The following is a 13,908-nucleotide window of genomic DNA, read 5'->3' as shown; positions in this document are numbered from 1 at the left end:
GGGGAAGGCTCTACGCCGCCCGCCCCCCTAGTCCCCCGGGCATCACCGCCCGCGGCCCGAACTTCGCTCGCGCGCGGTCCGCGACCTCCTCGATGCGGCGGACCTTCTCGTCCACCGGGTCGAAGGTCAGCTGGTGGGAGGCCTGGTCGGCGGGGTCGAGCCCCTCGGCGCGCAGGGCGATCGCGCGGACCCGGGCGCGCTGCAGGCCGAGGGCCTCGTACATGCCGTACGCGGTCCGGGTCAGCGCCGGGGAGTGCGCGGTCGGCTCGGGCGGGGTGCGGCTGCGGGTGGTGGCGGACCGGTCGGCGTAGCGCACGGTCAGGGTGAGTGTGCGGCAGACCTTCTCCAGGGCCCGCAGCCGGGCGCCGATCTCCTCGGCGGCCGACAGCAGCGCCCGGCGGTGCAGGTCCGGATCCAGCTCGTCGCGCCCGAAAGGGCGTTCCGCCGCGAGGGACCGGGAGACGGCGTTCGGCACGACCCGGCCGCGGTCGACGCCGTTCGCCTTCTCGCGCAGTTCGCGGCCGGCCTTCGCGCCGATCAGCCGCTGCAGTGTGGACAGCGGTGCGGCGGCGGCCCGGCCGAGGGTGTCAAGGCCGTAGTCGCCCAGCGTGCGGGCGGTCGCGGCGCCCACACCGGGCAGCGCCGCGACGGGCTTGTCCGCGAGGAACTCCGCGATGGCGTCCGGCTCGCCGGTCACCGTACGCGTCACACCGGGCGCGGCGTCGCGCAGCGCCATCCTGGCCAGCATCGGCCCGGGCCCGGCCCCGATCACACAGTCGACGCCGTGGAGCGCGAGCGACCGCACCCGGATCACCGAGGCCAGTTCGACGGCGTCCCGCCCGAAGTACCGCTCGGCGCCGCGCAGGTCGGCCAGCGCCCCGTCCGGTGGCAGGGCCTGGACCACGGGCGTGAACTCCTCCAGCATCCCGAGCAGACGGGGCAGATCCGCCTCGCTCGCCGGAGGCAGCTGGAAACGTACGCAGAGGATGGTCATCCCGCACTCCCCGGACTCTGGTGCCACAACTTTCTTCCGACCGCCGCGGGCCCTTCCCCCGCGGGACGCAGATCGGCCCAGGGGTGCATCTCGTACCCCGTGGCCATGCGGATCCTCCGCTGCTCCATCGGGTCCTGGGCCGCGGAACCCGTCGGCGCGGGCGCCCCTTCCGAGCCGGCGAGCCGCCGGCGCACGGCCCCGTCACCGTCGTCACCGGAACCACCGCCACCGGCCAGCCGGGCCGCGACTCCCTCCAGCCCCTCCTCCCGGCGTACGTCCAGCAGGTCCGCGAGGTTCCAGGCGGCGGCGCCCACCACGCTGAGGCTGCGCGGGCCGCGGCGCTGCACCACCCCGCGCACCAGCAGCAGCCAGGAGTGGAAGACGGTGTGGGCGCAGGCGTCGTGGGAGTCGTCGAAGAAGGCGAGGTCGACCAGGCCCGTGCCGTCGTCCAGGGTGGAGAAGATGACGCGCTTTCCGGACCGGATCGGCGGCGTCTGCGTGGCCGCCTTGGCGCCCGCGACCAGCACCGTCTCCCCGTGCCGGGCCTCGCGCAGCCGCCGCGCCGACACCACACCGAGCTCGTCGAGGAACGTCCGGTGATCGTCCATCAGGTTCCGCGAGGCGTCCATGGACAGCACGCCCAGCTCGGCGCTGAGCCGCTCCGAGGAGGTGAGGTCGGGCAGTCCGGCCGGTGCGGTCTCGCGCCCCCCGGCCAGGGGGAGCTGGCCGCCGCCCCCGCCCCGGGCGCCCCGGTGCAGCTCGGTCAGATGCAGTTGCAGATCCCGGCGATTGGCGCCGAACGCGTCCAGCGCTCCCACCTGTGCGAGCCGCTGGGCCAGCGGACGGCTGGGCCGGCCCCGCTCCCAGAAGTCGACCAGCGAGGCGTACGGCTGCCCCTCGGCGATCCGCGCCGCCTCGGCCTCGCTGATGCCGTGCACATCGGAGAGAGCCAGCCGCAGACCCCATTTACCGGACACCAGTTCGATACGGTGTGCGACGCCCGACGTGTTCACGTCCAGCGGCAGCACGGGCACTCCGCGCCGCCGCGCGTCCGCCAGCAGCAGCCGCTTCGGGTACATGCCGGGGTCGTGCGTGAGCAACCCCGCGTAGAAGGCGGCCGGGTGATGCGTTTTCAGCCACGCCGACTGGTACGTCGGTACGGCGAAGGCGACCGCGTGCGCCTTGCAGAAGCCGTACGACCCGAAGGCCTCGACGATCTCCCAGGTCCGCTGAATCGTTTCCGCGTCATAGCCGTTCACCGCAGCGTGCTGCGCGAACCACACCTTGATCCGCTCCTGCGACTCCGGATCCGACAGCCCGCGCCGCACCCGGTCGGCCTCGCCGCGCCCGCAGCCGGTCATGATGTCGACGATGTCGATGATCTGCTCGTGGAAGACGACGACCCCGTAGGTCTCCTTCAGCGGCCCCTCCAGGTCGGGGTGCGGATACCGGATCGGCGCCCGCCCGTGCCGTGCCTCGATGAACGGCCGCACCATGTCGGCGGCCACCGGCCCGGGCCGGAACAGCGAGATGTCGACGACGAGGTCGTGGAAGCCGGCCGGCTGGAGCCGCCCGACCAGATCCCGCTGCCCGGGCGACTCGATCTGGAAGCACCCGAGGGTCTCGGTGGACTGGATCAGGCGGTACGTCTGCGGATCCCCCGGCGGCAGCCCGTCCAGGTCGACCCTCACCCCCGACACCCGTTCCACTTCCTCCACCGCGTGCGCCATGGCCGACTGCATCCGCACGCCCAGCACATCGAGCTTCAGCAGCCCGAGGTCCTCGACGTCGTCCTTGTCGAACTGCGACATCGGAAAGCCCTCGCCGCTGGTCGGCATGACCGGCGTACGCGCCAGCAGGGAGGCGTCGGACAGCAGCACCCCGCACGGGTGCATGGCCACGCCGCGCGGCAGTGCGTCCAGCCCCTCGACCAGCTCCCACAGCTTCCCGTACTTCTCCTTCTCCCCCGCCAGCGCGCGCAGCTCGGGCAGCTCCTCCAGCGCCGCGCGGGCGTCCCGCGCCCTGATATGGGGAAAGGACTTGGCGACCCGGTCGATCTCGGCCGGATCCATGGACAGGGCGGCCCCCACGTCACGGATGGCGTGCCGTACGCGATAGGTCTCCGGCATCGCGACCGTCGCCACCCGCTCGGTGCCGAACCGGCCGATGATCGCGCGGTAGACCTCCAGCCGCCGCGCGGACTCCACGTCGATGTCGATGTCGGGCAGCACGACCCGCTCCTTCGACAGGAACCGCTCCATCAGCAGCCGGTGCTCGATCGGGTCGGCATGCGCGATACCGAGCAGATGGTTGACGAGCGACCCGGCCCCGGATCCCCGGGCGGCGACCCGTACGCCCATCCTCCGTACGTCCTCCACCACCTGGGAGACGGTCAGGAAGTAGGAGGCGAAACCGTGGTGGGCGATGATGTCCAGCTCGTGGTGCATCCGCTCCCAGTACTCCCGCCGCCGGTCGTAGCCGCGCAGCACCATCCCCGCCGCCGCCCGCGAGGCCAGCGTCCGCTGGGCGGTCCGGCGCCCGGCGCCGACCAGATGCGGTTCGGGGAAGTGGACGGTACCGATCCCGAGATCGTCCTCGGGATCGACCAGGCACTCGGCGGCCGTGGCCTGCGTCTGCTCCACCAGCCGGTGCGCGGTCTCCCGCCGGAACCCCGCGGCCTCCACGATCCGCTCCGCCGCAGCGAACATGTCCCCGGCGTCCTTGAGCCAGGCCTCACCGGAGTCCAGCCCCTTGGCCGGGTCGATGGGCACCAGCCGCCGGGCGGCGTCCAGGACATCGGCGACCGGCCCGAGACCCGGGTCGGTGTACCGCACCGCGTTGGTGAGCACGGGCCGGATCCGCTGCTCGGCGGCGAAGCCGACGGTCCGGGCGGCCAGCCGCAGCGACCCGGGCCCCGTCCCTTTCCGGCCGTGCCAGACGGCCTCCAGCCGCAGGGTGTCGCCGTAGACGTCACGCCAGTGCGCGAGCAGTCGCGCCGCACGGTCGGGCCGCCCCGCGGCCAGGGCGCGCCCGACGTCCGATCCGGGGCCGAGCAGCACGGTCAGCCCCTCCGCGTGATTGCGCTCCCAGGGCAGCAGGGGCGTTCCCTCCCCCTCATGGGCAGCCGAGACGAGCCGGCACAGCTCCCCCCATCCCCGGGCGCCGTCCCGGGCGAGAAAGGTCACCCGGGGAGCCGACTCGTCGACAAAGGCACCACCCCGCACCGGGGTCCGGCGCCGCCCCCGCCGCTCGGCTCCGGCGCCGGGCTCCGCACCCGCCACCGCCAGCTCGGCTCCGAACAGCGGCCGGACCCCCGCCTTCGCGCAGGCTTTCGAGAACCGGACAGCACCGGCGAGCGTGTCGCGATCGGTCAGCGCCAGAGCGTCCATGCCCCGCTCGGAGGCACGCTCGGCCAGCCGCTCCGGGTGCGAGGCTCCATAGCGCGACGAGAATCCGGAGACGGTGTGCAGATGCGTGAACCCCGGCACACGCACCTCCCGCACTTGTGAGCCACACCAGCTCTCGAACATCTGTTCCCAGCTACCTCACCCCCACCATACCCCCATCCTCGAATGTATGTGCGACATCCGTTCGGCCCCGCCCCACCTGCGGAAACACCCCAAAACCCCCGACCGTGGAGGCATGCCGCACAGCTCGTTCCGCACGGAGGTGAGAGACGCCGTCACCCCGCGGGCCACCCTGCTCATCGTCGGCGTGATCGCCCTCCAGTTGCTGTTCATCGCCTCGTACGTGGGAGCACTGCACGACCCGAAACCCAAGGACGTGCCGTTCGGCGTGGTCGCCCCGCAGGCCGCCGCGGGACAGGCCGTCACCCGGCTGGAACGGCTGCCCGGCTCGCCCCTGGACCCCCGCGCCCTGCCCGACGAGGCCACGGCCCGGTCCCAGCTCACCCACCGCGACATCGACGCGGCCCTGATCATCGACCCCCGGGGCGGTACCGACACCCTCCTGGTCGCCTCCGGGAGCGGCAGGATCCTCTCCACCACGCTGACGACCCTGGTCACCGACCTGGAGAAGTCCGAGCGGCGCACCGTCCGAACGGTCGACGTGATCCCGTCCGCACCCCACGACCCCAACGGACTCTCGTCCTTCTACCTGGTGATCGGCTGGTGCGTGGGCGGCTACCTGGGCGCCGCGGCCCTGGCCATCAGCGCCGGGGCGAAACCCTCCAACCCCTCCCGCGCGGCGATCCGCCTGGCGGTCATGGCCCTGGTCGCCCTCACCGGCGGTCTCGGCGGAGCCCTCATCGCCGGCCCGGCCCTGGACGCCCTGCCGGGCAGCACCGCGGCCCTCTGGGGTCTGGGCACCCTGATCATCTTCGCCGTGGGCGCGGCCACCCTCGCGCTACAGGGCCTCTTCGGCACGATCGGCATCGGCCTGGTCATCCTGCTGGTGGTCATCCTCGGCAACCCCAGCGCGGGCGGCGCACTGCCCCCACCCCTCCTCCCACCCTTCTGGAAGGCGATCGGCCCGGCCCTGCCGCCGGGCGCCGGCACCTGGTCGACCCGCTCCATCGCCTACTTCGACGACAACGCGATGACGACGTCACTCCTGGTCCTGGCGGCGTGGGCGGTGGCGGGAACCGCGATCACCCTGGCGGCAGCCGCGGCACGAAAGCGCGCGAACGCGACGCAGATCCCGTAACCGCTCCCGGCCCGCACCCGCGCACGGCGAGAGGGGACCGTGCCAGGGGGGGCCGCCCGCAGCGGTCGGCGCGTCGACGAACAGTCGGTCGGCGTCCGACCCCATCGGGCCGTTCGGAGGACGGACACCCAGCGGCGCGGCCCCGACCCACCACCCGGCTTCACGCGAAGCCGAACGAAAGCCGCACACGACGAAACGGAGAGGCGACACGCGACGCAAGGACGGCGCACAGCACGCAAAAGTCCCGCCCCTCGCACAAGGGGCGGGACTTCACACACTCGGTCGTCAGCCGATCTGCGTCCCGGTCGCCGACAGCGCCTCGGTCACCGGCTGGAAGAACGTCTCCCCTCCGGAAGTGCAGTCACCGCTGCCGCCGGACGTGAGCCCGACCGCCTTGTCGCTGGAGAACAGCGACCCGCCGCTGTCACCCGGCTCCGCGCACACGTCGGTCTGGATCAGTCCGTTGACGATGTCGCCGTTGCCGTAGTTCACCGTGGCGTCCAGCCCGGTGACCTTGCCCTCGTGCACCTGCGTGGTCGACCCGCTCCGGGTGACCGCCATGCCGACGGTCGCGTCCGCGGCGCCCGAGATCTTCTGGCTGGAGCCGTCGTAGAGGTTCACCTCACTCGGGTGAGCGACCTCCGCGGTGTACTTGACCAGCCCGTAGTCGTTGTCCGGGAAGCTGGAGTCCGCGTTGGTGCCGATCTCCTTGCCGTCGGAGTCCGACCACGTGGAGATGCCCTCGGTGCAGTGACCGGCGGTCAGGAAGAACGGCTCGCCGCCCTTGACCACGTTGAAGCCCAGCGAGCAGCGCCCGCTGCCGCCGGTGATCGCGTCACCGCCGGCGATGAAGGGCTTGTACTCCCCCTTCGACCGCTTGAGTTCGGCCTTGGCGCCGAGCCCGTCCACGACCTTCGTCAGGGTCGCCCACTCGGCCTTGGAGACCGTGCGGTCGGCGGTCACGACGACCTTGTTCGTCGTCGGGTCGGTCACCCAGGCGGTGCCCGGGATCGTCGCGTCCTGCTTCAGCGTGCCGCGGGCGCTCTTGAGTTCGGCGAGGGAGTTCGCCACGACTCTCGCCTTGGCTCCGGCCTTCTCGACGGCTTGCGCGGCGGCCTCGTCGAGCACGTTCACCACGAGGCTCTTGCTCTTGGTGTCGTAGTACGTCCCGGCCGCGTCGCCGCCCAGGTCCTCGGCCAGCGTCGAGGCGAGCTTTCCGGCCGCGGCGACCGACAGGGTCCGGGGTGCGGACGCCTCAGGGGCCTCACTGGCGTTCGCGGTCTGGAACGTCACTCCCGCGGCGACCAGCGCGGCGATGCCCGCGCCTGCCACGGCTGCACGCCGCTTGGGTATGCGTCGGTGCTTCAACTTCTGTCCTCCTGTGGGGGGTCGGCCCGAGAGGTTGTGGGGACCTCACGAGCCGGAAGGCTTCGTTGACGAGCGCCCACTATTCCGAGGACAACGGGGAGCACACAAGGGTGAGTTCGAGACGCGCGTAGACAGCGCTTCGCACGCCCCCTCATTTTGACCGTCCACGATCAAATCGGACCCAACTCCCGCGCGTTCACACTGCAAACATTACGCGTGAGTAATGTGTGCCCACTCTGTGAGGTCTGTCCATGGCTGGATTTCACCCCTCCGACCCCCGGTTGCGGCAGGCGGCCCGCACCCAGCGCGCGCCCCCGCGCAGAGCGAAGCCCCCGCCCCCAGCGCGAGCCCCGGCGCACAGCGCGAAGCCCCCGCACGCGGTGGCGTGCGGGGGCCGTGAAGTGCTGCGAACTGCCGCCGGGGGCCTAGTAGACGCTGACGCCGTAGGCGCTCAGGGCCTCCGTGACGGGCTGGAAGAACGTCGTGCCGCCGGAGGAGCAGTTGCCGCTGCCGCCGGAGGTCAGGCCATAGGCGACACCGTTACTGCCGTAGAGCGAACCGCCGGAGTCACCGGGCTCGGCGCAGACGGTGGTCTGGATCAGGCCGGAGACGATGTCGCCGCCGCCGTAGTTGACGGTGGCGTTGAGGGCGGTGACGCGGCCGCTGCGCGTACCGGTCGTGGAGCCGTCACGGATGACGGTGGTGCCCACGCTCGGGGTGGCCGCACGCGTGATGTCCACGCCGTTGGCGGTACCGGGACGGCTGACGGACCCGCTGTAGCGCACGAGGCCGTAGTCGTTGCCCGGGAAGCTGGAGCCGGCGGTCGAGCCGATGACCGAGGTGCGGCCGGAGTTGGAGTACCAGGTGCCCGCGCCGTCGGTGCAGTGACCGGCCGTCAGGAAGAACTGCTGCCCGCTGCTGTTGCGGACGTTGAAGCCGAGGGAGCAGCGCCAGCTACTCGCATAGATGGCGTCGCCGCCCTGGATGAGCTTGTTGAACTTGCCGGGGGTGCGCTTGATCGTGAGCGCGTCGGCGTTACCGCCGGCCTGCTGCTTGATCTTCGCTATCTCGGCCTGGGTGACCGTGCTGTCCACGGTCAGGAGCACGCGGTTGGTCTTGCTGTCGACGGCCCAGGCGGTGCCCGGGATGTCGGCCTTCAGCAGCGAGCCGCTGGCGCTCTTGAGCTCGGCGGCGCTGAAGGTGGTGGGGGCGTCGGAGGCGTTCGCGCTGGGGATCGCGATCGCTGCGGCGGCAACGAGGCCGGTGGAAACGGCGATCAGCCGGGTCCGTCTCGAAATGCCACTGCGGGGGGTGGTGCGCTTGATCCTCACTTTTCGTTCCTCCACAAAGGAAGTAGGGGGCCCTCGTGGGGTTTCGGGCCCGTGAGGCGCAGTCCGGGGCCGGCGGTTCGGATTCCGAACACGCCGTGCCCCTGACAAGCGCTGATGGGGAGTATTCGGCCGAACGGCCGGTCGGCGCAAGAGTGCCTTTCGGACTTCAACCTTTGATGGATCTTTACGAAGCCGCACCGCGGCCGGATTCCGGGCCCTCACCATCACTCTGGAGCGTCCACCCTGGAGCGTCGTGCGGGCCCGTACGGGGTGGCCGGGTCAGCCGTCGCAGGGGCAGCAGCAGTCGCACCCGTCGCAGTCGCAGTCCCGGCAGACACCCTCGCGCTTCTTACGGGACCACGGCCCCTCGTACTCCTTGGCGCAGCACAGCTTGCAGGTGCAGCACAGGAGCCAGAACATCCCGCAGCCGGCCCAGAACCCACGTCGACGGGGCGGCTGGGGTACCGGCGCGCCACCACCGAACCCCGGACCGCCGAACCCGCCACCGCCGTACGCGCCTCCCCCACCGCCGTACATATTCCCGCCACCGCCGTACGGGTTCCCGCCACCGCCCGCGTACGGGGGGTGCGGGGAGCCGTAGGGGCCTTGTGGCGGTTGCCCCTGGGCTCCCTGCTGTCCGTAAGGTCCGCCGCCCTGGTGGGAGGCGCACACCGGCACCGTGCCGAACGCCCGGTCCACCGAGCGCCGCAGTTCGTGCACGAGCAGCAGATGTACGAGCCGGGCATCGGTGAACTCGGCATCGCGCAGCGCCAGCCGCACCCCCTGCACCCCGTCGTCGGCGAGCCGCCGGACCTCCGCCGGCGGAGTGCCGGTCGCGGCGATCGGGTTCCAGGCGCCTGACGCGGCGTCGGCGTGCAGGTCCTCCACGGCGTCCAGCAGGTGCGCGAGGCGTCCGAAGAGCCGTCCGGCCTCGGCGAGCGGCCCGGCGTTGTGCGGCCGGCCGGCGAGAACCGCCGTGTGCGCGAAGGCCGCGGCGGTCGCGGTCTCGGTCGGTTCGGTGACCACCAGGAGCGGCGTCCCGGGCCCGGCCAGCGCCTCGATCCCGGCCTGCCGGTCCACGGCGTCGACCAGGAGCGCGGTGTCGAATCCCACAACGGTGCCGGTCCGGGCCCCTGCCGTGTCCCAGCTCGCGGCAACCCGGCGCGCCGCACGCGACACCGGCCTGCGGGCCAACAGTCCGTCACCATCCGTGACGTGGTCGCGGACCTTCGCCGAGGCCAGCACCAGGGACACGGCCGCCGCGAGCCGGGCCCCCTCGCCGTGCGCCACGGAGGCGGTGCGCATGCCGCGCAGCGGGCACGGTCCCGCCGTACGCCGGCCGGCCCCCTCGCTCTGCGACTGAGCCTCCGTCAAAACCGATAGGAGCAGCCCGTCGTAATTCGTGACTATCCGGGCGAACTGCCCGTGGTCACCGCGCAGCGCGAGGCAGAGCCCGCACAAATGCGCCATCCACTGGCTCGCGAGCTCCTCCCCGAGCCGGTGCCTGCAGGGCCTGACGATTCCGAACACAACGCTCCCCCGAGGTTTGTGACGACGTTGAGCTGCGGCATCGTATCGACCCCGGCATTCACCCATACGCCCCGGCGTCACCCGTACGCCGAGAAGAATCATATTTCACTCACAGTCAGCAGCCGTTTGGGAAACGGCCCTTGGGACACACGGACTCTCGACGGATTCGCTGTGCACCAGTACCGTCACAAACCCCCCGTGCGGCGTCTATCCACTTGGCGCGCCATCCGCATCATGGACGACCATAGGGATGCGGAAAGCAGAAAGACCGCTGTGAGAGGAGGCGTCCATGGGATCGGTACGCAAGGCAAGTGCCTGGCTTGGCCTCGTCGACGACAACGAAGACGAGCGTTACTACGACGACGACGACTACTCCGACGGGAACGAGCCCGGGGAGGCCTGGGTCACCGATCCGCGGGTCAAGGTGGCCTCGGACGTCGCCGAGGAGAAGGGCCGCCGCATCGGCACGGTGACCCCGGACAGCTTCCGGGACGCGCGCGCCATCGGCGAACTGTTCCGCGAGGGCGTGCCGGTCATCATGAACCTCACGGCCATGGAGGCGTCCGACGCCAAGCGCGTGGTCGACTTCGCGGCCGGGCTGATCTTCGGCCTGCGCGGTTCGATCGAGAGAGTGTCGACCCGCGTGTTCCTGCTGACTCCCGCCAACACGGAGATCGTCAACGGCGACCCGGCCGGGCGCCGTACGGACGGATTCTTCAACCAGAGCTGAGGCAGGGCCGCTCACCGGCCCTGCCCCCGCGCAGGGTTACCGGACCGGCCTACCGGAAGGCATCGAGTCCGGTGAGCGCCTTGCCCAGCACGAGCTGGTGCATCTCGACGGTGCCCTCATAGGTGAGCACCGACTCGAGATTGGTCGCGTGCCGCATCACGGGATATTCGAGCGAGATCCCGTTGGCGCCGAGAATGGTCCGGGCCGTGCGGCAGATCTCGATCGCTTCCCGGACGTTGTTGAGCTTGCCGAAGCTGACCTGCTCGGGGCGCAGCCGGCCGGCGTCCATACGCCGCCCCAGGTGATGGGCGAGCAGAATCCCCTTGTGCAGTTCGACCGCCATGTCGGCGAGTTTGGCCTGGGTGAGCTGGAAGCCGCCGATGGGCCGACCGAACTGCTCCCGTGACTTCGCGTAGTCGACCGCTGCCTCGAAACTGCTGCGGGCCGCGCCCATGGCTCCCCAGACGATGCCGTACCGGGCGTGGGACAGACAGCTGAGGGGTCCGCGGAGGCCGGTGACCTCCGGAAGGACGGCGTCGGCGGGCAGCCGCACGTCGTCGAGGACGAGCTCGCTGGTGACCGAGGCCCTGAGGGACCACTTGTGCTTGATCTCGGGAGCGGAGAACCCGCCGCTGTCGGTGGGCACCGCGAAGCCGCGCATCCCCTCCTCGGTCTGCGCCCATACGACGGCGACGCCGGCGACCGACCCGTTGGTGATCCACATCTTGCGGCCGTTGAGAATCCAGTCGGAGCCGTCGCGCTTGGCGTACGTGCGCAGGGAGGCGGGGTCGGAGCCGTGGTCGGGCTCGGTGAGCCCGAAGCAGCCGATCACCTCGCCGGCGGCCATCCGCGGCAGCCACTGCTGCTTCTGCTCCTCGCTGCCGAAGCGGTGGATGGCGTACATGGCGAGGGAGCCCTGCACGGAGACCAGGGAACGGATGCCGGAGTCGGCGGCCTCCAGCTCCAGGCAGGCCAGCCCGTACTGCACGGCGGACGCACCGGCGCAGCCGTACCCGTCGAGTGACATGCCGAGGGCGCCGATGCCGCCGAGCTCCTTGGCCAGCTCCCGGATCCCGGGCAGCTCCCCCTTCTCGTACCACTCGGCGACATGGGGCAGCACCCGGTCCGCGGCCCAGGACCGCACGGTGTCCCTGATCCCGAGATCCTCCGGCTCCAGCAGGTCGTCCAGGCCGAGGGGATCGGCGGGATCGAAGGGAGGCAGCTTGGATGAACCGGACATGATCGACACCCTCCGAAGGTCTATAACTAGCACCGCTAGTCCGACGCTAAGGCCTCAGCCCACCCACGCACCACCCGTACCTGCCGAGTGACAGCCCGAGGTCGCCCGTGGGCGACCCCCAACGCCTCAACCGCCCGTAACGGACGACGCCTGGGCGGGCAACGGCCGCACACCGCAAGCCGCCAACGGCGGACACCGCCCCTCCCCTGACAGCTACGGGCGGCGCGTGGGTGGGCGAAGGGGTGTCACACCGAGACGCGCGACTCCGCCGCGTCCCTGGGAGCAGGCAGCTCCACCGGCTCCGACTCACACTGCATGACGCGCGGCAACCGCAGCGCCATGACCGCCCCCAGCAGCAACAACCCCGCACTCACCAGCAACGTCACATGCAGCCCGTGTACGAACGCGTCCCGGGCGGCATGCCGCAGAGCGGCACCGGCGGACCCGCCCAGCTGCGCGGCGACCTCGTACGCCTCCCCCAGCGAATGCCCCGCCGAGGAGGACGCCGACGCCGGCACCCCCGGCACGCCCGACAGCCCGGGCGCGTACGCCGCGTTCATCACCGTGCCGAGCAGCGCGATCCCGATGCCCGCCCCGAGCTGGTACGACGTCTCCCCGATCGCCGCCGCCCCACCGGCCTGCTCCTGCGGCGCCTCGCTCAGCATCGACTCGTACGCCCCGAACAGCGTCGTCTCCAGCCCGAAGCCGAGCAGCACGAACCCGCTCAGCATCAGTGCGCAGTCGTCCGTCCGGCCCAGCGCCGTCAGCAGCACCACCGCGAACGCCGTGAGGCAGAACCCGGCGCACACCATCCGCCGCGGCCCGAACCGCCGCAGCATCCGCGCCCCGGCCAGCCCGGCCGCCATGGCCGCGAACGTCAGCGGCAGCAGCCGCAGCCCCGTCTCCAGCGGCGACAGCCCGAGCACCAGTTGCAGGTACTGCGCCGCGATCAGTTCCAGTCCCACCAGCGCGAGCATCGCCAGCACGATGCACCCGACGGACGTACTGAACGCCGGCCGCGCGAACATCGTGAGGTCGACCAGCGGATACGCCCGCCGCCGCTGCCGCCGTACGAAGCCGGCCAGCAGGAGCGCGCCCACCACCAGCGGCAGCACGGTGGCCAGACTGCCCACCGACTCCCCGCTGCCGAGCCGCTTCACGCCCAGTACGACGCCGAACAGCCCGACCGCCGCCATCAGCGCCCCGACGACGTCCCAGGGGCCCTTGCCGTCCCCCTTCGACTCGGGCAGCAGCAGTCGTCCCACCGGGAGGCTGACCAGCATCAACGGAATGTTGACGAGGAACACCGAGCCCCACCAGAAGTGCTCCAGCAGGAAGCCGCCGAGCAGCGGACCGACCGCCGCGCCCACCGCGGCCACGGCGCTCCAGATGCCGATCGCGAGCGCCCGCTCGCGCCGGTCCGGGAAGACCTGCCGCAGGATCGACAGGGTCGCGGGCATGATCATCGCGCCGCCCACGCCGAGCAGCGCCCGCGCCACGATCAGTACCTGGGCGCTGTCGGCCAGGGCCGCGAGACCGGAGGCGACACCGAACAGCGTGTAGCCGAGGAGCAGTACTCTTCGGCGGCCGATGCGGTCGCCCAGCGTGCCGAAAAGGATCAGCAGCGAGGCGCAGACCAGTGGGTAGACGTCGACGATCCAGAGCAGCTCTATCCCGCCGGGCCTCAGGTCCTCGGTGACGGCGGGGACCGCCACGTGCAGCACGGTGGCGTCGACGGCGACCAGCAGCAGGCTGACGCAGAGGACGACGAGAACCACCCAGCGGTTGGCACCGGCCCCGGCCGCCCGACGGCGCAGCGCGGCGGCGGCCGTGGTCGTCCCGGACATGTACGTACCTCCCAGATGTTCCCTCGCGATCGGCGGGCTCACGGGGTGGGGGACGCCCCCGCGACTCGGCCGGAGAGGAGCGGTGGTCTCCGGCCCGCGCAAACGAAAAGCGAGTGACACGTCAGAGTACGCGAGTCCCCGACGGAGACCAGTGGCGGACCTCTCACACCTTCGGCGGAAGGATGTGGCGTACGCCACTTGCT

9 protein-coding genes are annotated in these 13,908 nt (G+C 71.5%); 2 read left to right on the top strand and 7 right to left on the bottom strand.

Annotation, left to right across the window (positions count from 1 at the left end):
* Nucleotides 1–10 precede the first annotated feature (10 nt).
* Together ACFY9S_RS26245 and ACFY9S_RS26240 are read right to left on the bottom strand one after the other, a co-directional pair.
* Complete coding sequence (locus ACFY9S_RS26245) at nt 11–994, bottom strand: hypothetical protein (RefSeq protein ID WP_391132502.1); 984 nt, start codon at nt 992–994, stop codon at nt 11–13.
* Nucleotides 991–4,482: a DNA polymerase III subunit alpha gene (locus ACFY9S_RS26240; protein WP_391132500.1), complete on the bottom strand. Its 3,492-nt coding sequence runs from the start codon at nt 4,480–4,482 to the stop codon at nt 991–993. Before ACFY9S_RS26240 ends, ACFY9S_RS26245 begins: the two co-directional genes overlap by 4 nt.
* A gap of 154 nt (nt 4,483–4,636) precedes the next feature.
* Between ACFY9S_RS26240 and ACFY9S_RS26235 the strand changes: the two genes are divergently transcribed.
* Complete coding sequence (locus tag ACFY9S_RS26235; RefSeq protein ID WP_391132498.1) at nt 4,637–5,659, top strand: DUF3533 domain-containing protein; 1,023 nt, start codon at nt 4,637–4,639, stop codon at nt 5,657–5,659.
* A gap of 285 nt (nt 5,660–5,944) precedes the next feature.
* Here ACFY9S_RS26235 and ACFY9S_RS26230 read toward each other — a convergent pair whose 3' ends face one another.
* From ACFY9S_RS26230 to ACFY9S_RS26220, 3 genes are all read right to left on the bottom strand, one after another.
* Nucleotides 5,945–7,027, bottom strand: a complete 1,083-nt coding sequence (locus ACFY9S_RS26230) for an alpha-lytic protease prodomain-containing protein (protein ID WP_391132496.1) — start codon at nt 7,025–7,027, stop codon at nt 5,945–5,947.
* 425 nt (nt 7,028–7,452) lie between these two features.
* Nucleotides 7,453–8,358 (bottom strand): trypsin-like serine protease, encoded by a 906-nt coding sequence (locus ACFY9S_RS26225; RefSeq protein WP_391132494.1) that lies wholly within the window; start codon nt 8,356–8,358, stop codon nt 7,453–7,455.
* A gap of 279 nt (nt 8,359–8,637) precedes the next feature.
* Complete coding sequence (locus ACFY9S_RS26220) at nt 8,638–9,888, bottom strand: DUF5685 family protein (RefSeq protein WP_391132493.1); 1,251 nt, start codon at nt 9,886–9,888, stop codon at nt 8,638–8,640.
* A 289-nt stretch (nt 9,889–10,177) separates the two neighbouring features.
* On the opposite strand from ACFY9S_RS26220, the gene ACFY9S_RS26215 reads away from it, so the two are divergent.
* The gene (locus ACFY9S_RS26215; RefSeq protein ID WP_388250965.1) at nt 10,178–10,618 is read left to right on the top strand and encodes a cell division protein SepF; all 441 of its coding nucleotides are present in this window, start codon (nt 10,178–10,180) and stop codon (nt 10,616–10,618) included.
* A gap of 49 nt (nt 10,619–10,667) precedes the next feature.
* On the opposite strand, the gene ACFY9S_RS26210 is transcribed toward ACFY9S_RS26215, so the two are convergent.
* Both ACFY9S_RS26210 and ACFY9S_RS26205 read right to left on the bottom strand, forming a co-directional pair.
* On the bottom strand, nt 10,668–11,858 hold the full coding sequence (locus tag ACFY9S_RS26210; protein WP_102913535.1) for an acyl-CoA dehydrogenase family protein: 1,191 nt from the start codon (nt 11,856–11,858) through the stop codon (nt 10,668–10,670).
* A gap of 245 nt (nt 11,859–12,103) precedes the next feature.
* Nucleotides 12,104–13,705, bottom strand: coding sequence for an MFS transporter (locus ACFY9S_RS26205; protein ID WP_391132490.1), 1,602 nt, complete (start codon nt 13,703–13,705; stop codon nt 12,104–12,106).
* Between the last annotated feature and the right edge of the window lie 203 nt (nt 13,706–13,908).

Source organism: Streptomyces sp. NPDC012474, from assembly GCF_042955185.1.
Lineage (GTDB): Bacteria > Actinomycetota > Actinomycetes > Streptomycetales > Streptomycetaceae > Streptomyces > Streptomyces cahuitamycinicus.
This window is presented reverse-complemented; position numbering and strand designations above follow the sequence as displayed.